General features: G+C 61.4%; 24 protein-coding genes. 4 read left to right on the top strand and 20 right to left on the bottom strand.

All coding sequences use genetic code 11. The features are described from left to right. Positions 1-92: 92 nt before the first annotated feature. The 10 genes from HU755_RS09655 to ubiE form a co-directional block, all read right to left on the bottom strand. A complete protein-coding gene (locus HU755_RS09655) occupies positions 93-2,009 on the bottom strand; it encodes a methyl-accepting chemotaxis protein (protein ID WP_186631925.1) in 1,917 nt (638 codons plus the stop codon). A gap of 235 nt (positions 2,010-2,244) precedes the next feature. Continuing rightward, entirely contained in the window at positions 2,245-2,952 is a 708-nt protein-coding gene (locus HU755_RS09650; RefSeq protein WP_186552154.1) for a 16S rRNA (uracil(1498)-N(3))-methyltransferase, read from the bottom strand. Next, positions 2,949-3,740, bottom strand: coding sequence for a twin-arginine translocase subunit TatC (gene tatC / locus HU755_RS09645; RefSeq protein ID WP_186552153.1), 792 nt, complete (start codon positions 3,738-3,740; stop codon positions 2,949-2,951). Before tatC ends, HU755_RS09650 begins: the two co-directional genes overlap by 4 nt. Then, complete coding sequence (gene tatB / locus HU755_RS09640; protein WP_186631923.1) at positions 3,737-4,177, bottom strand: Sec-independent protein translocase protein TatB; 441 nt, start codon at positions 4,175-4,177, stop codon at positions 3,737-3,739. Before tatB ends, tatC begins: the two co-directional genes overlap by 4 nt. Positions 4,178-4,187: 10 nt before the next feature. Beyond that, positions 4,188-4,469: a twin-arginine translocase TatA/TatE family subunit gene (locus HU755_RS09635; RefSeq protein ID WP_186552151.1), complete on the bottom strand. Its 282-nt coding sequence runs from the start codon at positions 4,467-4,469 to the stop codon at positions 4,188-4,190. A gap of 25 nt (positions 4,470-4,494) precedes the next feature. Then, positions 4,495-4,827 (bottom strand): phosphoribosyl-ATP diphosphatase, encoded by a 333-nt coding sequence (locus HU755_RS09630; RefSeq protein ID WP_007909355.1) that lies wholly within the window; start codon positions 4,825-4,827, stop codon positions 4,495-4,497. Next, complete coding sequence (hisI, locus tag HU755_RS09625; protein WP_186631920.1) at positions 4,820-5,221, bottom strand: phosphoribosyl-AMP cyclohydrolase; 402 nt, start codon at positions 5,219-5,221, stop codon at positions 4,820-4,822. The genes HU755_RS09630 and hisI overlap by 8 nt, the downstream gene beginning before the upstream one ends. A 120-nt stretch (positions 5,222-5,341) precedes the next feature. Continuing rightward, positions 5,342-6,946 (bottom strand): ubiquinone biosynthesis regulatory protein kinase UbiB, encoded by a 1,605-nt coding sequence (ubiB, locus tag HU755_RS09620; RefSeq protein ID WP_186631917.1) that lies wholly within the window; start codon positions 6,944-6,946, stop codon positions 5,342-5,344. After that, the gene (locus HU755_RS09615; RefSeq protein WP_186631914.1) at positions 6,943-7,566 is read right to left on the bottom strand and encodes an SCP2 domain-containing protein; all 624 of its coding nucleotides are present in this window, start codon (positions 7,564-7,566) and stop codon (positions 6,943-6,945) included. Before HU755_RS09615 ends, ubiB begins: the two co-directional genes overlap by 4 nt. Continuing rightward, a complete protein-coding gene (gene ubiE / locus HU755_RS09610; protein WP_186531921.1) occupies positions 7,566-8,336 on the bottom strand; it encodes a bifunctional demethylmenaquinone methyltransferase/2-methoxy-6-polyprenyl-1,4-benzoquinol methylase UbiE in 771 nt (256 codons plus the stop codon). Before ubiE ends, HU755_RS09615 begins: the two co-directional genes overlap by 1 nt. Before the next feature lie 154 nt (positions 8,337-8,490). Between ubiE and HU755_RS09605 the strand changes: the two genes are divergently transcribed. From HU755_RS09605 to HU755_RS09595, 3 genes are all read left to right on the top strand, one after another. Beyond that, positions 8,491-8,766 carry a polyhydroxyalkanoic acid system family protein gene (locus HU755_RS09605; RefSeq protein WP_186552148.1) on the top strand — a complete coding sequence of 92 codons (276 nt, stop codon included), beginning with the start codon at positions 8,491-8,493 and terminating at the stop codon, positions 8,764-8,766. Between the two features lie 234 nt (positions 8,767-9,000). Continuing rightward, complete coding sequence (locus HU755_RS09600) at positions 9,001-9,423, top strand: phasin family protein (RefSeq protein WP_186552147.1); 423 nt, start codon at positions 9,001-9,003, stop codon at positions 9,421-9,423. Positions 9,424-9,433: 10 nt separating this feature from the next. Beyond that, entirely contained in the window at positions 9,434-10,351 is a 918-nt protein-coding gene (locus HU755_RS09595; RefSeq protein ID WP_186631911.1) for a phasin family protein, read from the top strand. Between the two features lie 195 nt (positions 10,352-10,546). On the opposite strand, the gene HU755_RS09590 is transcribed toward HU755_RS09595, so the two are convergent. From HU755_RS09590 to argS, 9 genes are all read right to left on the bottom strand, one after another. Beyond that, positions 10,547-11,167 (bottom strand): TetR/AcrR family transcriptional regulator, encoded by a 621-nt coding sequence (locus HU755_RS09590; RefSeq protein ID WP_186552145.1) that lies wholly within the window; start codon positions 11,165-11,167, stop codon positions 10,547-10,549. Positions 11,168-11,197: 30 nt separating this feature from the next. Continuing rightward, on the bottom strand, positions 11,198-12,880 hold the full coding sequence (gene phaC / locus HU755_RS09585; RefSeq protein WP_186631908.1) for a class II poly(R)-hydroxyalkanoic acid synthase: 1,683 nt from the start codon (positions 12,878-12,880) through the stop codon (positions 11,198-11,200). 139 nt (positions 12,881-13,019) lie between these two features. After that, the gene (gene phaZ / locus HU755_RS09580) at positions 13,020-13,874 is read right to left on the bottom strand and encodes a poly(3-hydroxyalkanoate) depolymerase (RefSeq protein ID WP_186552143.1); all 855 of its coding nucleotides are present in this window, start codon (positions 13,872-13,874) and stop codon (positions 13,020-13,022) included. A gap of 151 nt (positions 13,875-14,025) precedes the next feature. After that, on the bottom strand, positions 14,026-15,705 hold the full coding sequence (gene phaC, locus HU755_RS09575; protein WP_186631905.1) for a class II poly(R)-hydroxyalkanoic acid synthase: 1,680 nt from the start codon (positions 15,703-15,705) through the stop codon (positions 14,026-14,028). Positions 15,706-15,961: 256 nt separating this feature from the next. Next, on the bottom strand, positions 15,962-16,339 hold the full coding sequence (locus HU755_RS09570; protein ID WP_133337328.1) for a gamma-butyrobetaine hydroxylase-like domain-containing protein: 378 nt from the start codon (positions 16,337-16,339) through the stop codon (positions 15,962-15,964). 153 nt (positions 16,340-16,492) lie between these two features. Further along, a complete protein-coding gene (gene hslU, locus HU755_RS09565) occupies positions 16,493-17,830 on the bottom strand; it encodes an ATP-dependent protease ATPase subunit HslU (protein ID WP_186552141.1) in 1,338 nt (445 codons plus the stop codon). 55 nt (positions 17,831-17,885) lie between these two features. Continuing rightward, positions 17,886-18,416, bottom strand: coding sequence for an ATP-dependent protease subunit HslV (hslV, locus tag HU755_RS09560; RefSeq protein WP_003186641.1), 531 nt, complete (start codon positions 18,414-18,416; stop codon positions 17,886-17,888). Between the two features lie 256 nt (positions 18,417-18,672). Beyond that, complete coding sequence (locus HU755_RS09555; RefSeq protein ID WP_186619638.1) at positions 18,673-19,383, bottom strand: SPOR domain-containing protein; 711 nt, start codon at positions 19,381-19,383, stop codon at positions 18,673-18,675. Between the two features lies 1 nt (position 19,384). Next, entirely contained in the window at positions 19,385-21,121 is a 1,737-nt protein-coding gene (gene argS, locus HU755_RS09550; RefSeq protein WP_186552139.1) for an arginine--tRNA ligase, read from the bottom strand. Between argS and HU755_RS27680 the strand changes: the two genes are divergently transcribed. Further along, positions 21,120-21,242: a hypothetical protein gene (locus HU755_RS27680; RefSeq protein ID WP_272977625.1), complete on the top strand. Its 123-nt coding sequence runs from the start codon at positions 21,120-21,122 to the stop codon at positions 21,240-21,242. The genes argS and HU755_RS27680 overlap by 2 nt on opposite strands. A gap of 118 nt (positions 21,243-21,360) precedes the next feature. Here HU755_RS27680 and HU755_RS09545 read toward each other — a convergent pair whose 3' ends face one another. Beyond that, the gene (locus HU755_RS09545; protein WP_186631902.1) at positions 21,361-23,580 is read right to left on the bottom strand and encodes a primosomal protein N'; all 2,220 of its coding nucleotides are present in this window, start codon (positions 23,578-23,580) and stop codon (positions 21,361-21,363) included. Between the last annotated feature and the right edge of the window lie 107 nt (positions 23,581-23,687).

Below are 23,687 nucleotides of genomic sequence, written 5' to 3'. Positions count from 1 at the left end.
ACCGCCTTCGCGAGCAGGCTCGCTCCCACACTTGGAATGCATTTTTCCTGTGGGAGCGAGCCTGCTCGCGAATGGCCTCACCTCGGTCTCACTTAAACCTTGAAGCGCCCCACCAGCATCTGCAGATGCGTCCCCAGCCGCGCCAGCTCCACGCTGGAAGCCGCGGTCTCTTCACTCGCCGCCGAAGTCTGGTCCGAGACATCCCGCACATTCAGCACGCTACGGTTGATCTCTTCGGCTACCGCGCTTTGCTGCTCGGCAGCAGCGGCGATTTGCTGGTTCATCGCCTGAATCGCCGACACGGTGCGGGTGATGCTTTCCAGCGAGCCGCCGGCACGACGGGTCAGCTCGACGCTGCTGTCGGTGAGGCTGCGGCTGTTGTCCATGATCGTTGCCACTTGCTGGGTGCCGTTTTGCAGGCCGACGATCAGTTCTTCGATCTCTTCGGTGGACTTCTGCGTGCGTTGCGCGAGGCTGCGCACCTCATCGGCGACCACGGCGAAACCACGCCCGGCCTCACCGGCACGGGCCGCTTCGATGGCGGCGTTGAGCGCCAGCAGGTTGGTTTGCTGAGCCACCGACTTGATCACGTCGAGGACGCTGCCGATCTTGTCGCTTTCGCGCTTGAGCTCGCTCATGGCTTCGGTGGAATGCCCGACCTCAACGGCCAGACGCTCGATCTGGGCGATGGCTTCGCCGACAACCTTGTCGCCTTCGCGGGCCTGTTGGTCAGCGGCGACAGCGGCTTCGGAGGCTTCCTCGGCGTTGCGCGCGACTTCCTGCACGGTGGCGGCCATTTCGTTCATGGCGGTGGCAACCTGATCGGTCTCGATTTTCTGATTGTTGACCCCGGCGCTGGTCTGCTCGGTCACCGCGGACAGTTCTTCGGCCGCGCTGGCGATCTGTGTCACGCCGTCGCTGATGCCGCCGATCAATTCGCGCAGGCCCTGGGTCATGGTTTGCATCGAGCGCTGCAGCTGGCCCAGTTCGTCGCGGCGCAGGGACACCAGGTTGTGAGTCAGATCGCCCGCCGCGACGCGTTCGGCGACTTTCAGGGTCTGGGTCAGCGGAATGATGATCTGGCGGGTGATCGCCCAGGCGGCAATCAAGCCGAAGGCCAATGCCAGCGCGGTGGCGATCAGCAGCAGGTTCTTGGCACGCGCCGCGTCGGTATCGCGCACGACGGTTTGCGATTCGGTGAGCTTCTTGCTGAGCGCCATCAGGATGTCACCCTGCGCGGACATGTTCGCCAGTGCAGCGGTGTTCTTAATCTGCGAATCACGGAATTGGGCAACGGCGGCGCGGTAGGCCTTGAGCGAGTCGGTGGCTTGCTGCAGGTTAGCGATGTGCTGTTCCGGCACGCGGGACGGCAGGCTCTCGAGATTTTTCAGGGCATTGTCGATGGCGGTCAGCGCCGGTTGTTCGGCTTCAGCCTTGCCGCTGTAGGTATAACCACGTACCTGATAGCGCGCCTGCTGCAGCAATTTGCTCAGCTCGATCACCGCGTTGTATTGCGCGACGCTGTCGCCTTGCAGCAGCGCGCTCTCGACGTCGCCGACCTTGGCCACGGCATTATCGGCATTGGCGCCGAGCTTGCTGCGCGCGTCTTCGCGCTGCACGGTGGCCTGGGTCATTTCGCCGAAGGCGCGTTTGTATTGCGCCACGGCGGCCAGTTGCTGATCGACCATCGCCACATCGGACGGCTGCTCGATCATGCCGCGTGCCGATTGCAGGCCGCTTTCGAGTTTGTTGAGGAACTCATTAACCGCGCCCGGGCCTTGTTCGCCACGGCGCATGTCGTAGTCCATGCGCGCCAGGCGCAGGTCTCGGGTCAGCTCGTTGAGGCTGGAGATGAAGCCGAGCTTGTCGCCGCGGCTGATGATGCCGCTCATGCCGGTCCAGCCGGTGAAGGTGATCAACAGCGTCAGCAACAGCACCAGGCCAAAACCGATGCCCAGCTTAAGTTTGACGCTGACGTTTCCAAGACTTTCGGCTAACCATCGGTACATGCGACCACTCCCTTCGGACCACTAATTGGACTTATGGGGACTGTATCGGCTGAATAATGGCAATCTGTAACGCCTCTTTTCCGCCATCGCTCGTGATCCTGTGGCGAGGGAGCTTGCTCCCGCTCGGCGGCGCAGCCGTCGTAACACCAACAGTTGCGTTGCTTGTTGGAGAAAAAACGATGGCCGCTTCGCGCCCAAGCGGGAGCAAGCTCCCTCGCCACAAAAGGTTGGTGGGTTAGAAGAGTCGAGCGAGCAGGGCGGTGACGGCGGTTTCGACGCGCAGGATGCGTTCGCCCAGTTGCACCGGTTGCAGGCCGGATTTGGCCAGCAAATCGATCTCGTAGGGAATCCAGCCACCTTCGGGGCCGATGGCCAGGGTCACCGGTTCGCTCAGCGCGCGCGGACAGGCCGGGAAGTTGCCGGGATGGCCGACCAGGCCGAGTGTGCCCTCAGTGATGGCCGGCAAGCGATCCTCAACGAACGGCTTGAAGCGCTTCTCGATGATGATCTGCGGCAGCACGGTGTCGCGAGCCTGTTCGAGACCGAGGATCAACTGCTCACGAATCGCTTCCGGCTCCAGGAACGGCGTCTGCCAAAAGCTTTTCTCGACGCGATAGCTGTTGACCAGAATCACCTTTGCCACGCCCATGGTCGCCACGGTCTGGAATACCCGGCGGAGCATTTTCGGCCGCGGCAGGGCCAGCACCAGGGTCAGCGGCAGCTTGGCCGGAGGCGGTTGATCGAGGCTGACGCGCAGCTCGGCTTCGCCGGCATCAAGGCGCAATAATTCAGCCGAGCCCATCAGGCCGTTGATGCGCCCGACGCGCAGGCTGTCACCGACCTGCGAACGGTGAACCTCTTGCATATGGGTCAGGCGGCGATCACGCAGCACCACCCGGTCGGCCGCAATGAAGTCGGCCTCTTCGAGCAACAGCAGGTTCATGCCTGGGTCGCTGGTGGCTGGTCGTTGTGATCGTCGGCCGGGTCTTCGTCCGGGCGTTCGCGTTTGCTGATCAAGCCGCCGAACAAAATGCCGATTTCAAACAGCATCCACATCGGTACCGCCAGCAGGGTCTGCGAGAAGATGTCCGGCGGGGTGAGGATCATGCCGACCACGAAGCAGCCGATGATCACGTACGGACGGATCTTCTTCAGGTAGGCGACATCGACCACGCCGATCCACACCAGCAGTACCACGGCCACCGGGATTTCAAACGCCACGCCGAAGGCGAAGAACAGCGTCATGACGAAATCGAGGTAGCTGGCGATGTCGGTCATCATTTCCACGCCGGCCGGGGTGGCGGCGGCGAAGAACTTGAAGATCAGCGGGAATACGAAGTAATAGGCGAACGCCATGCCGGTGTAGAACAGCAGGATGCTGGACACCAGCAGCGGCACCGCGATGCGCTTTTCATGCTTGTACAGGCCCGGCGCGATGAAGCCCCAGATCTGATGCAGGATCACCGGGATCGCGAGAAACAGCGAAACCATCATCGTCAGCTTCAGCGGCGTCAGGAACGGCGACGACACATCGGTGGCGATCATCGTCGCGCCGACCGGCAGGTACTGGCGCAGCGGCGTCGAGACGAAGGTGTAGATCTGCTGGGTGAAGGCGAACAACCCGGCAAAAATGATGAAGATCGCCGCCACGCAACGCAGCAGGCGGGTGCGCAACTCGGTGAGGTGCGAAACCAGCGGCATGTGCTGGTCGTTTTCGGGGAGATCGCTCATGGGGCTCGCGGCGGCAGTGTAGGGTCTTGAGGCGCTGGTGTAGTCGGCGCGGCGGTTTGGGCTACATGTTCAGCCGAGGTTTCTGCGGGAGTTGCGTCGGTCGCCGCAACAACGGGAGCCGCTGCGGCAGGCGTCGTCGGCGCATGAATCGTCGGCTCTGCCACTGGCTGCACAGGCGTTGGCTCCTGGTGAACCGGGGTGAAAATCTTCCGTGCCTCCTGTTCCAGCGACAGAATGTGCTCGTTGTGCAGTTGCCGACGAATTTCGTCGGCACCGATTTCACGCTCAACTTCCTGTTTGATCGCGTTGAAGCTGCGCTTCAACCGGCCGACCCACAGCCCGGCGGTGCGCGCAGCGCCCGGCAGACGCTCGGGGCCCAGCACCAGCAGGGCGACGAGGCCGACGAGCAGCAGTTCAGAGAAGCTGATACCAAACATTAGTCAGTGCTCACACGTCTTTGCGGATCGGCTCTTCGACTTTCTGCGCCTGCACGTCGATGGTGTGCGGCGGGTTGGCCTGAGCGGTGGTTTGCGGCTGCACCGGTGGCACAGGTTGCGCCGGAGGGGTCACGCTCGGCTCGGCCGGTTTTTCGTCATCGTTCATGGCTTTGCGAAAGCCCTTGATCGACTCGCCCACGTCGGTGCCGAGGTTTTTCAGTTTCTTGGTGCCGAACACCAGCACCACGACTACCAGAATGACGACCCAGTGTTTCCAGTCAAAAATGCCCATGTGGCGGTTCCTCTCAAATAGTTGTTCAGGCGGACGGACGCGAGGCTTTCTCGACGTGTCCGGACAGGCCGAAGCGACGGTCCAGTTCATCCAGCACGGCCTGCGGATGCTGCCCCAGTTGGGCGAGCATGACCATGCTGTGGAACCACAGGTCAGCGGTCTCGTAGATCACGTCGCTGCAGTCGCCGCTGATGGCGGCGTCCTTGGCGGCAATGATGGTTTCGACCGACTCTTCGCCAACTTTCTCCAGAATCTTGTTCAGCCCCTTGTGGTACAGGCTGGCGACATACGAACTGTCGGCGGCTGCGCCTTTGCGCTCCTCGAGCACTTCGGCCAGACGGGTGAGCGTGTCACTCATGCTTGTGTCCTGCGCTATAGATGGCGTGCGGGTCTTTCAGTACCGGGTCGACCGTTTTCCAGTCGCCGTTTTCGAAGACACGGTAAAAGCAGCTTTGACGGCCGGTATGGCAAGCGATGTCGCCGATCTGTTCAACCATCAGGATGATCACGTCGGCATCACAGTCCAGACGCATCTCATGCAGGGTCTGCACATGACCGGACTCTTCGCCCTTGCGCCACAGCTTGCCACGCGAACGTGACCAGTAGATTGCACGATCCTCTGCGGCTGTCAGTTCCAGCGCTTCGCGGTTCATCCAGGCCATCATCAACACGCGCCCGGTCTTGTGATCCTGGGCAATCGCCGGCACCAGGCCGTCAGCATCCCACTTGATCTCGTCCAGCCAGTTTTTCATCTTCAAATCTCGAAAAGCAGCAGCAAGCCCTGAGCTTCAAGCTGCAAGTAAAAGCAGGTTGCGGTGTGCCTGTAGCGTCAAGCTTGAAGCTCGCAGCTTATAACTTGCAGCTCGATCGTGCTATCGGCGAACGACCAGATACAAGCCGACCGCCACCATGATACCCGCAGGCCAATGCGCCCAATCGGTCAACGGACCACCCGCGGCGAGGATCGCGCCCCCGGCCAGATGGGCGCAGCCGAGCAAGCGCAAGAACCAGTCGTCCTTGCGTTTGTGCCACGGTGGCGGCGGGTCTTTGGCGTGGGGTTGCGACATGCGTTCGAGCAGGTCGCGGGCCATGTTGGCCAGGTGCGGCAATTGTTCGAACTGGCTCTGCACGTTGCCGATCAAGGCTTTCGGGCTGACGCGCTCGCGCATCCAGCGCTCCAGAAACGGCTGTGCGGTGTTCCACAGATCCAGATCCGGATACAACTGGCGGCCGAGGCCTTCGATGTTCAGCAGGGTCTTTTGCAGCAGCACCAACTGCGGCTGCACTTCCATATTGAAGCGCCGGGCGGTCTGGAACAGGCGCATCAGCACCTGGCCAAATGAAATATCTTTTAACGGTTTTTCGAAGATCGGTTCGCAGACAGTCCGGATTGCCGCTTCGAATTCGTTGAGCTTGGTTTCCGCCGGCACCCAGCCCGAATCGATGTGCAACTGCGCCACACGGCGGTAGTCACGCTTGAAGAAGGCAAACAGGTTGCGCGCCAGATAGTCCTGATCCTCTGGCGTCAGGCTGCCGACGATGCCGCAGTCGATCGCAATGTATTGCGGGCTCCACGGATTGACGGTGCTGACGAAGATGTTGCCCGGGTGCATGTCGGCGTGGAAGAAACTGTCGCGAAAGACTTGGGTGAAGAAGATTTCGACGCCGCGCTCGGCGAGCATTTTCATGTCGGTGCGCTGGTCGGCGAGGGTCGCCAGATCAGTGACCTGGATCCCGTAGATGCGCTCCATCACCAGCACTTTCGGCCGGCACCAGTCCCAATAGACTTGCGGCACGTACAGCAGCTGCGAACCTTCGAAGTTGCGGCGCAACTGGCTGGCGTTGGCCGCCTCGCGCAGCAGATCGAGTTCGTCGTAGATGGTTTTTTCATAGTCCTGCACCACATCGACCGGGTGCAGCAGACGTGCGTCGGCGGAAAATTTTTCGGCGGCGCGGGCGAGGATGAACAGCCACGCCAGATCCTGGGCGATGATCGGCTTCAGTCCCGGACGAATTACTTTCACTACGACTTCTTCGCCGCTTTTCAGCTGCGCCGCGTGCACTTGCGCCACCGAGGCCGAGGCCAACGGTTCAACGTCGAAACGGCTGAACACTTCGCTGATTTTTTTGCCCAGTTGCTCTTCGATCAGTTTGATCGACAGCTGAGAGTCGAAGGGCGGCACGCGGTCCTGCAGCAGCATCAGCTCATCGGCGATGTCTTCCGGCAGCAGGTCGCGGCGGGTCGAGAGAATCTGCCCGAACTTGATGAAGATCGGCCCCAGATCCTGCAACGCCAGACGCAAGCGCGCGCCACGGTTGAGCTCCAGCGGCTTGCGCGGCAGCCAGCGCCACGGCAGCAAAAAGCGCACGGCCAGCAGGAACCAGGGCAGCGGCAGATCGAACAGCAAGTCATCGAGGCGGTAGCGGATCACGACGCGCTGGATGCGCAACAGACGGCGGACGGCGAGCAGCTTCATGCGTTATCGCTTGGGTCGAGGGTTCGGGAAAGGCGCTCGAAACGCGCCTCGAGACGTTCCAGATCGAGTTTGATCCGGTCCAGTTCGCTGAACCGCGCTTCGGCTTCGCGCTGCCCGACCAGGGTGCGCGACTCTTCGGCGAGGTATTCGGCGAGGTTCTGGTTGAGGCTGGCAAATCCTTGTCGATACCAGCGTGCGCGGCTGCGCAGATGACCGCCGAGCAATGGCGTGGCGACCGGGCCGAGCCAGCGCGAGAGTTCGTACTCCCAGTCCAGCTCAAGGTCCTGCAGTACGCCGGCCAGCTCCAGCAACACGCCGCTGTCGCCATCGAGCTCGACTTCCGGGGCATGCAGCACCGCGGTCTTGTCTTTGCTCAAGGCCAGTTTCAGCAGGCTGGAGGCGGGCGCCCGCAGGGTGCAATCGACGTCCGCTGCCCACTGTGAAGCGAGCATCAGACCTTCGTCACTCGGCAAAATATACAGTTGCAGCGCCGGGCTGCGGCAATCGACGGCAATCACTTTGCCAGTCAAGTGCGCCAGCCGCGGCAGCGCCGTGCTGTCGAGACGCAGCACCCGGTTGAGGCCGAGTTCAACGCTGGCGAGCAGCCCGGTAAGCCACATCAGGGCTTGATGCCGCGGTGCAGGGCGACAATGCCTGCGGTCATGTTGTGATAGGTCACGCGGTCGAAACCAGCGTCGACCATCATCGACTTCAGGGTTTCCTGATTGGGGTGCATGCGGATCGATTCGGCCAGGTAGCGATAGCTTTCCGAGTCATTGGTGATCAGCTTGCCCATCAGCGGCATGAAGGCAAACGAGTAGGCGTCGTAGGCCTTCGACATCAGCGCGTTGGTCGGCTTGGAGAATTCCAGCACCAGCAGACGTCCGCCGGGTTTGAGTACGCGCAGCATCGAACGCAGGGCGTCTTCCTTGTGCGTCACGTTGCGCAGGCCGAAGGCGATGGTCACGCAATCGAAATGGTTGTCCGGGAATGGCAGTTTTTCCGCGTCGGCCTGGACGAATTCGACATTGCCGGCGACACCCAGATCGAGCAGGCGATCACGGCCGACCTTGAGCATCGATTCGTTGATGTCGGCGAGTACCACCTGGCCGGTCGGGCCAACGAGGTGGGAGAACTTGCGAGTCAGGTCGCCGGTGCCGCCGGCGATGTCGAGCACGCGGTTACCGCTGCGCACGCCCGACAGTTCGATCGCGAAACGCTTCCACAAACGGTGCATGCCGCCCGACAGAAGGTCGTTCATCAGGTCGTATTTGGCGGCTACCGAATGGAAAACCTCAGCGACTTTTTCCGCTTTCTGGCTTTCCGGAACGTTTTTGAAACCGAAGTGCGTGGTGGGTTCGGCATCGCTGCCTTTGCGCTGATCAGTCATATCGCTGTCACCAAAAGAGAATGCGCGACATTCTAATCCCCAAGCCATGCTTTGTCTTGGAGTGGCTAAAGGTAAGATGGTCGACCTTCGGGACGATTTGCCGCAGCCGCGGTCAAGATTTACCGACAGATACTCATCAATCAGGAGTCATCCAATGGCCAAAATCAGTGTTGAGCGTGCGCACAGCCTGGGCAAGGAAGCCGCCCGCGAGAAAGCCGAAAAACTCGCCGCAAAGCTGAAAGATCAGTACGGCCTGGAGCCGCAGTGGTCGGGCGACACCCTCAACCTCAAACGTTCGGGCGTGAAAGGTGAAGTGCACGTGGCGGACGATTCGATCAAGGTCGACGTCGAGCTGGGCCTGATGATGTCGGCCATGAGCGGCATGATCAAAGCCGAGATCGAGAAAGCGCTGGATAAAGCCCTGGCCTGATCCTCTTGTGAAACGCGATCCCCTGTAGGAGTGAGCCTGCTCGCGATGGCGATGTATCAGTCAAGAATGATGTCGACTGACACACCGCCATCGCGAGCAGGCTCACTCCTACATTATTGGTTTTAGGGTCATCCCGCTGGTTAGGGTGCCCTTTCTAATTTTTCGACCTACTTTGTGCCTCAGCCCGACACGTTCGCGGGCAGTTCCTCAATCCTTCTGCGCGTGAGGTGCACCATGGCCAAAGTTATTCTGAAGAAAAAAATCGACGCTCCGACCTCCACTGTAAGCGACGTCAAATCCTATGCCCGCAAGATCTGGCTGGCAGGCCTGGGGGCCTACGCCAAGGTCGGGCAAGAGGGCAGCGAGTACTTCCAGGAGCTGATCAAGGCCGGTCAAGCGGTTGAAAAGAAAGGCAAAAAAGCCGTTACCGAAAAACTCGTCGCAGCCAATGCCGAGATCGATGAAGCCGCCACTCAGGTCAGTTCGTTCAAAGGTCGCGTCGAGGTGCAACTGGACAAGGTCGAGAAGGCCTTCGACAACCGTGTGGCAAGCGCCTTGAATCGTATCGGCATTCCGTCTAAACATGACGTTGAGACACTCTCTGCTAAGCTCGATGAGCTGACGGCATTGCTCGAACGCGTCGCGCGTAAATCTTAAGGAGAACGGGATGGCTGGTAAAAAGAACACCGATAAAGAAGGCAGCTCGTGGATCGGGAAGGTCGAAGACTACTCCCGAAAAATCTGGCTGGCGGGTTTAGGCGTGTACTCGAAGATCGACTCTGACGGCACCAAGCTCTTCGATGCATTGGTCAAAGACGGCGAGAAAGCCGAGAAGCTCACCAAGTCCGCCGTCGGCAAGAAAGTCGAGGACTCGACGACGTCGGCCAAGTCGCGCATCAGCGGCGTGAAAGACCGCGCCCTGGGCAAGTGGGACGAGCTGGAGGGGGCTTTCGACAAGCGCCTGAACAGCGCGATCTCGCGCCTTGGCGTACCGAGCCGCAACGAGGTCAAGGCACTCAATGCCAAGGTCGACACGCTGACCAGACAGATCGAAAAACTCACCGGTCTGAAAGCGCAGCCTGTGGCGGCGAAAACCGCTGCGGCAAAACCGGCCACTAAAACGGCAGCGGTCAAACCTGCGGTGAAAACCGCAGTCAAGCCGTTGGCCAAAGCGGTGGCTAAACCTGCTGTGAAAGTGGCGGCCAAGCCGGCGTCCAAAACTGCCGCTGCCAAGCCTGCGGTCAAGGCAGCAGCCAAACCGGCCGCGGCCAAAACCGCTGCGAAACCGGCCGCTAAACCTGCGGCTAAAACTGCGGCTAAAACTGCAGCGAAACCAGCGGCCAAGCCAGCAGTGAAAACCGCGGCCGCCAAGCCTGCTGCGAAGCCTGCAGCGAAACCGGCTGCGGCGAAAAAACCTGCTGTGAAAAAACCGGCCGCGCCGAAAACCGCTGCGCCGAAACCGACCGCCACGCCATCGGCTGCTCCGACAGCGGCGGCCAGCGCGTCGAACTCCGTTTCGGCTCCGACCCCGGCGGCTACCCCGACTGCAACTTCGACACCGTCGACGCCAACCAGTCAGTCCTGACGCTTCAGAGCAAAACAAAACGCCCGGCCTGTGAAGGTCGGGCGTTTTTCGTGCATCTCACTATCACCGCAAATCCCTGTGGGAGCGAGCTTGCTCGCGAAGGCGTCCGTTCAGGCAATTGAGTTGCCGGATGACATACCGCATTCGCGAGCAAGCTCGCTCCCACATTGGATAATCATCGCAACGTAGTACCGTTCAGTCGTGATCCTCAAGGTATTGCAGCGCCATCCGCTCAGTCGCTACCTTGACCGGCGGCAATAGATGCGGCGCCACCAGCATCATGATCTGGTACACCACCAGCCTGACTTCCCCCGCACGGTCGAGAATTCGCTGGTAGTCCAGGGAGAACAGCAGCGTCAACGTGATCTGCTCCACCAGTTGCCCCAATGCCTGAGTATCGCTGACCAACTGCCCGGAAGCCTTCAACCTTGCCAGCAACGACGCCAGCGTCCTCTTCAACGCATTGAGCAAATGGCGGATGCCCTTGGCCAGTTTAGGCAAGCGTCCGGCGAGGTTTGACAGGTCCTGAAACAGGAAGCGGTACTGCGCCAGCCGCTCGACGATCAAATGCAGAAACAGCCAGTAATCCTCCGGCGCCAGTTCGACCTCCGGCGGCGGGTCGAGCAACGGCGTCAGTTCCAGCTGAAAGCGTTCGAACAGACCGAGAATCAGCGGCTCCTTGCCGTGGAAGTGGTAGTAGAGGTTGCCCGGGCTGATGCCCATTTCGTTGGCCACTTCCATGGTGGAAACGTTCGGCTCGCCCTTTTCGTTGAACAATTGCAAAGCACATTCGAGAATCCGGTCGCGGGTTTTCATCCAGTCTTCTTAGAAAAGTTCGCTTGAGCATCAACGCACATGCACGTAAGTGCCGGGCGCAGCCTCCATCGGTGGATAGTTCGGGTTGCCGAGGGTCGTCCGGGTTTCGTGCTGGCTGCCTGCGCGTTGCTGCACCCATTCCAGCCACTGCGGCCACCAGCTGCCGTCGACGTGTCGGGCATCGTAGTACCAGGCCCGCGGATCGCTGCTCAGCTTGCCGTTCTCGACGTACGCGGCTTTTGCATTGCTCGGCGGATTGAGGATGCTCTGCACGTGGCCGCTGTTGGACAGCACAAAGCGGCGGTCGCCGCCGAGCAGCAGGGTCGAGCGGTACACCGCGTCCCACGGCGTGATGTGGTCGTTCATGCCGGCGACGCTGAAGCTGTCGACAGTGACCTTCTGCAGATCGATCGGGGTGCCGCAGACCTCCAGGCCGCCCGGATGGGTCAGTGGGTTGTGCTTGAAGAAGTCCAGCAGATCGCCATGAAACGCCGCGGGCAGGCGGGTGTTGTCATTGTTCCAGTAGAGAATGTCGAAGGCCGGCGGCTCTTTGCCCAGCAGGTAGTTGTTGACGAAATAGCTCCAGATCAGGTCGTTGGGGCGCATCCAGGCAAAGACCTTGGCCATGTCGCGACCGTCGAGCACGCCCTTCTGGTAAGAGCGACGCTTGGCGGCTTCGAGGGTTTGCTCGTCGGCAAACAGCGTGGCCGGCGTTTCGATCTGGCTGTCGAGCAGGCTGACCAGATAAGTGGCACTGGCGACGCGACGCAGTTGCCGCTTGGCCTGCAGATGCCCTTGCAGGGCGGCGATGGTCAGGCCTCCGGCACAGGCGCCCATCAGGTTGACCTCGCGCGCGCCGGTAATCGCCCGGCAGATGTTCATCGCTTCTTCCACCGCTTCGACGTAGCTCGACAGGCCCCACTCACGGTGTCGCACATCGGGATTGCGCCAACTGATCATGAATGTCTGCAGACCGTTTTTCAGGGCGTACTGGACGAAGCTGTTGTGCGGGCTCAGGTCAAAAATGTAGTACTTGTTGATTTGCGGCGGCACCACCAGCAGCGGCTTGGCGTACTGCTTTTCGCTCATCGGCCGGTACTGGATCAGCTCGAGCAGTTCGTTGCGAAACACCACGGCCCCGGGGGTGGTCGCGACCGTTTTGCCGACCTCGAAAGCCTGTCGCGTCACCTGCCTCGGCAGACCATCATTGTGCAGCAAGTCATCGAACAGATGGCTGAGGCCACGGACCAGGCTGTGGCCGCCTGAATTGAACAGCTCCTTGACCGCCAATGGGTTGAGCAGTGTGTTGGACGGCGCGACGGCATCGTTGAGCAGAGTGAAGGCGAAGTGCGCGCGGGCACGGTCGTCAGGGTTCATGTCGCTGTCGTCGATCCAGCTTTTCACTTGCTTCTGCCAGGCCAGATACGCTTGCAGGCTGCGCCGGTAAAACGGGTTCAGGCTCCAGGCCGGATCGGCAAAGCGGCTGTCGTTCGGGTTGGTCGGGTGCAGGGTTTCGCCGAGCAGCACGCGGCCCAGCTGGCCGCCAAGTTTCAGCGCATGCCTGGCGCTGTGGACCGGGTTGCGCAGGCCATGGGCAGCAACACTGCGCAAAGTCGAGAGCAGATCCCGACCGCGCAGGCCGGCGATCGCACTTTGGGCGTTGATGAACACGGCGGGGCTGGGCACCACGCCCGTCGCTGGTTTGTCACGCATGACTCAACACTCCTTCGTCTTCAGGCCAAAAACAAACGCGCCGAACCAGAACACCATAGACGCTGTTGCGGGTTGCTGCCTGCGCGGCGTCCTGCCGCGCTGGCGTGTAAAACGTCCTGCATAAAGCCTGCCGCAGCGGTTACCCGCCCAGCGATGTCGGATGCGGGTGCATCACGGCGCGCTGCCGCTCCTCCTGGAGAAATTTCATGATGATCGGCGCCACGGCTTCGGCGCGGGTGATCAGGAACAAGTGACCGTCGTCGATGACGTGCAATTGCGCATTGGGAATGCGCCAGGCAAGCAAGCGCATGTTGATCAGCGGAATCAGCGGATCGTCATCGCCGGCCAGCACCAGCGTCGGCTGATGGATCTTGTGCAGCCAGTGGATGCTGGTCCAGCCCAGGCCTGCGAACAGTTGCCAGTAGTAACCGAGCTTGCCCGCCGAGCGCACTTTTGCCGCGTGGCTGGCCGCCAGGGTCGGATCGCGGCGGAACGAACCGCCGTAGATCAACGGCGCGATGCGGATCACGTGGGACGGTTGGATATAGCGCCGCGGACTGGCCATCATCCACAGCACCTTCGGCTTGCCCGGCACCATCACCGCACCGGCGGCAGTCGCGGCCAACACCAGTTTCTTGCAGCGCTCGGGGTAGTCGTAGGCAAACTGCTGCGCCAGCGCGCCGCCCCACGACACACCGATCACGTTGACCTGGCCATAATCGAGGTAGTCGAGCATGCGTGCCGTCAGCTTGGCCAGCCCGGGAAAACGATACGGCCGATTCGGTGTCGACGATCCGCCGACACCGGGCACGTCGAAGGCGATCACTTCCAGATCCGGGTCCAGCGCCGCGACAAACGGAAACACCAGCTCCAGGTTGGCGCCGATGCCGTTGAAAATCAGCAAGGGCGTCAAGTGCGGCTTGCCCGGGCGTACCGCCGTGCGGAGGGTCTGGCCATCCAGATCGACGGTGCGGAATATGAACGGTTGCGGCATGCGTCAGGCCCTGTATCAATCTCAATTCACCGCAGGCCCCTGTGGGAGCGGGCTTGCTCGCGAAGGCGTTGTGTCAGTCGCTGTCAAAGGCGACTGATGCACCGTATTCGCGAGCAAGCCCGCTCCCACAAGGGGGGACGCGGTGTGTCAGTTACCGCTCATGTACATAAGTGCCCGGCGCAGCCTCGCCCGCCGGGTACGCCTTGTTGCCCAGTTTCGTCGGGGCCTTTTTCAGGTTGCCCGAGCGTTCGGCCAGCCAGGCTTGCCAGTGCAGCCACCAGGAGTCGGTGTGTTTGGTCGAGTTCTCCTGCCAGTCATCGGCCGTCGCGGCCATTTCTTCGCCGGTCATGTAGCGCGATTTCGGATTGCCCGGCGGGTTGAGAATGCTCTGGATATGGCCGCTGCTCGACAGCACAAATTCAACTTTTCCGCCAAACAGCTGCGCCGACTTGTAGCAGGACTTCCACGGTGTGATGTGATCGTTGGTGCCGGCCAGCGAGAAGATGTCGGCAGTGACCTGCTTGAGGTCGATCGGCGTGCCGCACACTTCCAGTGCGTTGGGGCGAATCAGTGGGTTGTTTTTGAACATCTCGATCAGGTCGCCGTGGAATGCCGCCGGCAGGCGCGTGGTGTCGTTGTTCCAGAACAGAATGTCGAAGACCGGCGGCTCGTTGCCGAGCAGGTAGTTGTTGACCCAGTAATTCCAGATCAGGTCGTTGGGGCGCATCCAGGCGAAGACCTTGGCCATGTCCTTGCCTTCGAGCACGCCGGCCTGATAGGAGTGGCGCTTGGCGGTCTCCAGGGTTTGCTCATCGACAAACAGCGCGACGTCGCTGTCCAGCGTCGTGTCGAGCACACTGACCAGCAACGTAAGGGCATTGACCTTGTTCTCGCCCAGCGCCGCGTAGTGGCCGAGCAGGGCGGTGCAGGTAATGCCGCCGGAGCAGGCACCGAGCATGTTCACGTCTTTGCTGCCGGTAATTGCGCTGACCACGTCGACGGCTTCTTTCAGTGCCTCGATATAGGTCGACAGGCCCCACTCGCGCTGGGCCTTGGTCGGATTGCGCCAACTGACGATGAACGTCGGCACGTTGTTGCGCAAGCAGAAGCGCGCCAGGCTCTTGTCCGGGCTCAAGTCGAAAACGTAGAACTTGTTGATCTGCGGCGGCACCACGAGCAGCGGTCGCTCGTGGACCTGCTCGGTGATCGGTCGGTACTGGATCAGTTCCAGCACGTCGTTGCGAAACACCACCGCGCCTTCGGTCACGCCCAGGCTCTTGCCGACCTCGAACGCGCCCATGTTGACCTGGCTCGGCATGCCGCCGTTATGCACCAGATCCTTGGCCAGATGCGAGAGGCCGTCGAGCAGGCTCTTGCCGCCGGTTTCGAAGAAGCGTTTCACGGCTGCCGGGTTGGCGGCGGTGTTGGTCGGGGCCATGGCTTCGGTCATCAGGTTGATGACAAAGTGCCCGCGAGCAATGTCTTTCGGTGACAGGCTGCTGTCATCGATCCAGGCGTGGAGTTCCTTGCGCCAGGCCAGATAGGTTTGCAGATAACGTTTATAGAGCGGGTTCTGGCTCCATGCCGGATCGGCAAAGCGGCGGTCATCACTGGCCGGTTGCAGAGCGGATTTGCCGAGCAGCACATTCTTCAGCTCGAGGCCGAAATGGGTCACGTGCCTGACGCTATGGATCGGTTGTCTGATGGCCTGTTTGAGCACCATGCGAGCAGAGGCCAGCAGATCCTTTCCGCGCAGCCCGACGACGGGATTAAGCCCCAGGGTGTTTTCCGAGGCTTGGTACTTCAGGTCATCGTTATTCTTGTTACTCATCTACGACGCTCCATTGTCCTGAGACGAGTACCCGGTGTGCGCTGTCGGTTCCACAGCCAATGCCGGGTACTGCTGCTCGGGTGACCGTTGATTCTGCATAGCTGCTTTACAGGCTTAGAGCACTGCAGGGAACTTGCCAGCTCCATTGGTTACCCGAGTTTAATTTTTTTCGCAAGCGGCCCATCCTGGGCCGTATGAGCGCAGCATTCAAACAGATGAAATTAGAAAATGCCCTCTAAAGAGCAAGAGCCACGGCCTAGAGCATCAGCTTGACGAATGACTCGTTCGGGTCGCGGGACTTTCCGGCGGCGCGCAGCTCGGCCAGATAATCGTCCCAGAGTTCGTTCTGGCGTTTGCCGAGTTCGTAGAGGTATTCCCAAGTGAACAGGCCACTGTCATGCCCGTCATCGAAGGTCAGTTTCAGTGCGTAGTTGCCGGCCGGTTCCAGCTTGCTCAAACCCACGTTGAGCTTGCCGAATTGCAGGATCGGTTTGCCGTGGCCCTGGACCTCGGCGGAGGGAGAATGCACGCGCAGAAATTCGGCGGGCAGGGTGAATTCCTCGCCGGACGCGTAGGTGAGCGTCAGGGTTTTCGAGGCTTTGTGCAGTTTGATGTCGGTGGGGATTCGATTCATGGGCTGGCGTCCGATGTGTGGGCGACCCTGATTCAAATGTGGGAGCGAGCCTGCTCGCGAAAACGGTGGGTCAGACGGCATTGATACCGCCTGACACGACCTCTTCGCGAGCAGGCTCGCTCCCACAGGGTCCGCTACCGCTGTAAGTATGGCTTACAGGATATAACGGGACAGGTCTTCGTTCTGCGCCAATTCGCCGAGGTGGCTGTTGACGTACTCGGCGTCGATCAGGATCGGCGTGTCGTCATGGGCGCTGGCCAGATCGCCGGCACTGAACGACACCTCTTCGAGCAGACGCTCAAGCAATGTGTGCAAGCGACGGGCACCGATGTTCTCGGTCTTCTCGTTGACCTGCCAGGCGATCTCCGCCAGACGCTTGATGCCCTCGGGCTGGAACTGGATGTTCAGGCCCTCGGTTTTCAACAGCGCACAGTATTGCTCGGTGAGCGAGGCGTGCGGTTCGCTGAGGATGCGTTCGAAGTCTTCCGGGCTCAGCGCCTTGAGTTCGACGCGAATCGGCAGACGACCTTGCAGCTCCGGCACCAGATCGCTCGGCTTGCTCAGGTGGAACGCACCGGAGGCGATGAACAGGATGTGGTCGGTCTTGACCATGCCCAGTTTGGTATTGACGGTGCAGCCTTCGATCAGCGGCAGCAAATCGCGCTGTACGCCCTCACGGGAGACATCGGCACCGCCGACGTTGCCGCGCTTGGCGACCTTGTCGATCTCGTCGATGAACACGATGCCGTGCTGCTCGACGGCTTCCAGCGCCTTGGCTTTGAGCTCTTCTTCGTTGACCAGGCGCCCGGCCTCTTCGTCGCGGACCAGCTTCAGCGCTTCCTTGACCTTGAGCTTGCGCGACTTCTTCTTGCCCTTGCCCATGTTGGCAAACAGCGACTGCAGCTGGTTGGTCATTTCTTCCATGCCCGGCGGCGTGGCGATTTCGATGCCGGACACTTCAGCGACTTCGATTTCGATTTCCTTGTCATCCAGCTGACCTTCGCGCAGGCGCTTGCGGAACAGCTGACGGGTGTTGGAATCGGAACTCGGCGCTTCTTCATTACTGAAGCCCATGCGTGCCGGCGGCAGCAGCGCGTCGAGGATGCGGTCTTCGGCGGCGTCTTCGGCGCGGTGGCGCACGCGGGTCATTTCCTGCTCGCGAAGCATCTTGATCGCAGCGTCAGCCAAATCACGAATGATCGATTCGACGTCGCGGCCGACGTAACCGACTTCGGTGAACTTGGTCGCTTCGACCTTGATGAACGGTGCGTTGGCCAGTTTCGCCAGGCGCCGGGCGATCTCGGTTTTACCGACACCGGTCGGGCCGATCATCAGGATGTTTTTCGGGGTCACCTCAACGCGCAGCTCTTCAGGCAGTTGCATGCGGCGCCAGCGGTTGCGCAGGGCAATCGCGACGGCGCGCTTGGCATCGTCCTGGCCGATGATGTGGCGGTTGAGTTCGTGGACGATTTCGCGGGGAGTCATGGACATAATAATTGGCGGTCCTCAAGCAGAAACAAGCCGTGGCACATTGGTCGCAACAGGCTTATTCAGCGAGATCCTGCTCCTCAATGGTCTGGGTGTGGTTGGTGAATACGCAGATGTCGCCGGCGATGCCGAGGGCGGTTTCGACGATTTCGCGAGCCGACAGGTCGGTCTTTTTCAACAGCGCGCTGGCCGCCGCCTGTGCGTAGGCGCCGCCGGAGCCCATGGCGATCAGGCCATCTTCGGGTTCGACCACGTCACCGTTGCCGGTGATGATCAGCGAGGCGTCTTTATTGGCGACCGCGAGCATGGCTTCGAGGCGGCTCAGGGAGCGGTCGGTGCGCCATTCTTTGGCGAGTTCGACAGCGGCGCGGACCAGGTGGCCCTGATGTTTTTCAAGCTGGCCTTCGAAACGCTCGAACAGGGTGAAGGCGTCGGCAGTGGCCCCGGCGAAACCGGCGATGACCTGGCCGTGGTACAGGCGACGGACTTTTTTCGCGTTGCCTTTCATCACGGTGTTGCCGAGAGAAACCTGGCCGTCGCCGCCCATGACGACTTTGCCGTGGCGGCGGACTGAAACGATGGTGGTCAAGGGAAGAGTCTCCACACAGCTGGGCGAAAGTGCCTTATGCCCATTCATATGGGGGTGGTGACAGGGATTTCAACCATGGCGCGGCAGAGGGGACGAGCGGTGTGGTGAGGGGATGCAAGTCCCTGTGGCGAGGGAGCTTGCTCCCGCTCGGCTGCGCAGCAGTCGCAAATTCAGCGGATGCGGTCTGTCTGATGCCCGAATTCACAGGGTTTAGGGGCGCTTCGCACCCCAGCGGGAGCAAGCTCCCTCGCCACAGTCAGCGGCTCTGGCGTTGTTGTAACAACAGGTTGCTGAAGCCAGCACCGGCCAGTTGTTTCTGCGCCGTGGTCAGTTGTTCACGGTTGCTGAAAGGCCCGACCAGAACGCGATACCAGGTCTCGTCCTTGACGGTGCCGGACTCTACCGCCACCGTTTGGCCGAGCAGAATGATCTGCGCACGGACCTTGTCAGCATCCGTCTCCTTGCGGAACGAACCGGCCTGAAGGAAGAACTTGGTCACCGGCGCCGCTTTGCTCACCGGCGGCGCGGGTGGCGGGGTAATCCCGGCCAGGGCTGCCTGAGCCCGTGCAGTATCGATCTTCGCTGCTTCGGCCGGGGTCACTGGCGTGGTCGGGATCGCCGGCACTTGAGGCGTCGGCAGGGTTTTCTCCGGCACGGCGTCCGGCGGCACGATCACTTCCGACTCCGGCAGCAAGGTGTAGAAGTCATACTTCGGCTTGACCGGTTGCGTCGGGCTCGGCGGGGTCTTGTTGGCCTCGGCGATCTTCGACGCTTTCTGCTGCTGCTCGACCTTCTCGCGCTTGACGGTATCGCTGCCCTTGCCCGGTTCCAGTTTCATCAGAAACACGATGAACGCGCCGACCGTCAGGCCGATGGCCATCCACAGCCAGCCCGGAATCGGTTGTTTCGCAGGTGCCTGATAGCGGCTGGCGCCGCGTTTGGGTGCAGGTTTTTTCTTGGCGGCCAACTTACATACGCTCCAGAGTTTCCAGACCCAACAGCTCCAGGCCTTGCTTGAGGGTGCGACCGGTCAGTGCGGCCAGGCGCAGGCGGCTCTGCATTTGCGCCGGGGTCTCGGCGGCGAGGATCGGGCAGTTCTCGTAGAAGCTGGAGAACAGGCCGGCAACGTCGTACAGGTAGGTGCAGAGAATGTGCGGCGTGCCTTTTTCGGCAACGCTGTTGAGCACTTCGCCGAACTGCGCCAGTTTCGCCGCCAGTTCGTGTTCGTGTTCTGCTTCGAGGACGATCTGTCCCTCGACTTCGCTGAAATCCTTGCCCAGTTTGCGGAACACGCCGGCCACCCGGGTGTAGGCGTAGAGCAGATACGGTGCGGTGTTGCCTTCGAAGTTGAGCATCAGGTCGAAGTTGAAGCTGTAGTCGCTGGTGCGATGCTTGGACAGGTCGGCGTATTTCACCGCGCCGATGCCGACGACCTTAGCGATGTTGCGCAATTCGTCTTCGGCCAGGGTCGGGTTTTTCTCTTTCACCAGGCTGTAGGCGCGCTCCTGCGCTTCGGTCAGCAGGTCGATCAGCTTCACGGTGCCGCCGTCACGCGTCTTGAACGGACGGCCATCGGCGCCGTTCATGGTGCCGAAACCCATGTGTTCCATTTCCATCGGATGGGTGACGAAACCGGCCTTGCGCGCCACGGCGAACACTTGCTGGAAGTGCAGGGCCTGACGCTGGTCGACGAAATACAGCGCACGATCGGCCTTCAGCTTGCCGCTGCGGTAGCGCACCGCCGCGAGGTCTGTGGTGGCGTACAGGTAACCGCCATCGGCCTTGACGATGATCACTGGCAGCGGGTCGCCATCGGCATTCTTGAACTCGTCGAGGAACACGCACTGGGCACCGTTGCTTTCAACCAGCATGCCCGCGGCCTTGAGGTCGTTGACCACGTTGATCAGGTCGTCGTTGTAGGCGCTTTCGCCCATGACGTCGGCCATGGTCAGTTTGACGTTGAGCAGTTCGTAGATCTTCTGGCAGTGCGACAGCGAGATGTCCTTGAACCGGGTCCACAGCGCCAGGCATTCGGCATCGCCAGCCTGCAGCTTGACCACCAGGCCACGGGCGCGGTCGGCGAATTCTGCGGACTCGTCGAAACGCTGCTTGGCGGCGCGGTAAAAGTTTTCCAGATCGGACAGCTCGTCGCTGGTGATCGGGTTTTCCTGCAGGTACGCCATCAACATGCCGAACTGGGTGCCCCAGTCGCCAACGTGGTTCTGGCGGATCACGTCGTCGCCGAGAAATTCGAGTACGCGCGCCACACCGTCGCCGATGATGGTCGAGCGCAAGTGGCCAACGTGCATCTCTTTCGCCAGGTTCGGTGCCGACAGGTCGACCACGGTGCGCTGCGCCGGGCCGGCCTTGCGCACGCCGACATGGGCATCGGCGAGGGCGGCGTCGAGGCGCGCGGCCAGGGCCTGGGTATTCTGGAAGAAGTTGATGAAGCCCGGGCCGGCGATCTCGGCCTTGGTGACGTTTTCGTCAGCCGGCAGCGCGGCGATGATTTTTTCCGCCAGATCACGTGGCTTCATGCCCGCAGGTTTGGCCAGCATCATTGCGATGTTGCTGGCGAAGTCGCCGTGGGTCTTGTCGCGGGCGTTCTCCACCTGAATCGCCGGCGACAGGCCTTCAGGCAACACACCTTCGTTGACGAGTTGGGTGAGGGCTTGCTGGATCAGCTGGCGAATGGTGTCTTTCATGGTCTTCTCTTTCGACCGCAAGCGCGGCGGGCGCATCGGTGCGCGGGTGGAAAAACTGGGCATTATCCGTTGCGAAGACGGGCTTGCCAACCTTAGCAGGCACGATGTGGATATGTGGTGACAAAAAGTCCGCTTTCGCGAGCAGGCTCGCTCCCACAGGGTTTTGTGCCCGACACACAACTGATGTACAGCGTTGATCCATTGTGGGAGCGAGCCTGCTCGCGAAGGCGATCTTCAGCTCAATACAAATCCACCGGATCGACATCCAGCGACCAGCGCACCGCCCGCCCGCTCGGCATTTGTTCGAGTAGCAGCAACCAACTCGCCAGCAACCGGTGCAGCGGTGCTCGCGCCGACGCCTGCAACAATAGCTGCGCACGATAGCGCCCGGCGCGGCGCTCCATCGGCGCCGGCACCGGTCCGAGCAACTCGATCGCGCTCAGATTCAGCTCGGCCAGCAAACGCTCGGCCGCGCTGCACGCTTCATCGAGAAAGCCCTCCGCCTGCCCCGGCTTGTGTGCTTCGGCGCGCAGCAGCGCCAGATGCGCAAACGGCGGCAGCCCGGCGGCACGGCGCTCGCTCAGCGCTTGCTCGGCAAAGGCGAAATAGCCCTGCTCGGTCAGTTGCACCAATAAAGGGTGATCGGCCAGATGCGTCTGGATGATGACTTTGCCCGGCTCTTCCGCCCGTCCGGCGCGCCCGGCGACCTGCACGATCAACTGCGCCATGCGCTCGCTGGCGCGGAAGTCGCCGGAAAACAGGCCGCCGTCAGCATCCAGAATCGATACCAGCGTCACCCGTGGAAAGTGGTGCCCCTTGGCCAGCATCTGCGTGCCGACCAGAATGCATGGCTGGCCTTTCTGGATGGTCGCGAACAGCTGATTCATCGCGTCTTTGCGCGAGGTGCTGTCGCGATCGACGCGCAGCACCGGGTAATCGGGAAACAGAATCGCCAGGCGTTCCTCGGCGCGTTCAGTGCCGGCGCCCACCGGCCGCAGATCGACCTTGTTGCACTTCGGACACTGGCGCGGCGTGCGCTCGACATAGCCGCAGTGGTGGCAGCGCAGTTCGCCGTAGCGCTGATGCACGGTCATGCGCGCATCGCAACGCGAGCACTCGGACATCCAGCCGCAATCGTGGCAGAGCAACGTCGGGGCAAATCCGCGTCGGTTGAGAAACACCAGCACTTGCTGGCCATTGGCGAGGGTCTGGCCGATGGCTTGCTGCATCGGCCCGGAAATGCCGCTGTCCAGCGGCCGGCTTTTCACATCCAGACGCAGGAAGCGCGGTTGCTTGGCGCCGCCAGCGCGCTCGTTCAGGCGCAGCAGGCCGTAGCGACCGGTGTAGGCGTTGTGCAGGCTTTCCAGCGACGGCGTCGCCGAACCGAGCACGATCGGGATGTTTTCCTGGCGTGCGCGCACCAACGCCAGATCGCGGGCGTGGTAGCGCAAACCTTCCTGCTGTTTATAGGAGCCATCGTGCTCTTCGTCGATGATGATCAGCCCGGGATTTTTCATCGGCGTGAACAGTGCCGAGCGGGTGCCGATAATAATGTCGGCCTCGCCATCGCGGGCGGCAAGCCAGGCTTCAAGGCGTTCGCGATCATTGACCGCCGAGTGCAGCAGGGCGATGCGCGCATTGAAACGCTGCTCGAAGCGCGCCAGGGTCTGCGGGCCGAGGTTGATCTCCGGGATCAGCACCAGCGCCTGCTTGCCGGCCTCGAGGGTTTCGCGGATCAGCTGCAAATAGACTTCGGTCTTGCCGCTGCCGGTGACCCCAGCCAGCAGAAACGCGTGATAGCTGTCGAAGCCGGCGCGAATAGCTTCATACGCCGCACGTTGTTCACTGTTGAGCGGCAGTTCCGGTTGCGCCAGCCAATGTTCATGGCGCGTGCCGGGGGCGTGACGGCGAATTTCTACCTGCACCAGCCCCTTGTCCAGCAGCAGATCGAGGCTGTCCTTGCTCAACATCAGTTTGCTCAGCAATTGATGAGCCACACCGTGAGGGTGCTGGGCCAGCGTGGTCAGGGCTTCACGCTGGCGCGGCGCACGGGCGACTCGCGGGTCGTCGACGCTGGCGCCGGGGGCAATCGACCAGAAACGTTCCTGCCGGGCCTCGGCCAGCTCGCCCTGACGCAGCAGCACCGGCAGCGCCCAGTTCAAGGTGTCGCCGAGGCTGTGCTGGTAATACTGCGAGGTCCACAGGCACAGCTTGAACAGCGCCGACGGCAGCGGTGACGTCGCGTCGAGCAGGGCCAGGGCCGGCTTGAGTTTTTCCACCGGCACTTCGCTGGTGTCGGTGACCTCGACCAGAATCCCGATCATCTCGCGCCGCCCGAACGGCACCCGCAGGCGCATGCCTGGCTGCAATTGCTCGCGCCGCACGCCGGCCGGCGCCCGGTAATCGAACAGGCGGCGCAGGGGCGAAGGCAGGGCGAGGCGCAAAATGGCGTCGGGCACGCGGGGGGATCTCATTCACACACATAAAAAGGAAGGCTGAGCGCAGATCTCCTGTGGGAGCGGGCTTGCTCGCGAATGCGGTGTATCAGTCAGCATTTCAGCGTCTG

The organism is Pseudomonas sp. SWRI111 (assembly GCF_014268555.1).
GTDB classification, from domain to species: domain Bacteria; phylum Pseudomonadota; class Gammaproteobacteria; order Pseudomonadales; family Pseudomonadaceae; genus Aquipseudomonas; species Aquipseudomonas hamedanensis.
This window is presented reverse-complemented; position numbering and strand designations above follow the sequence as displayed.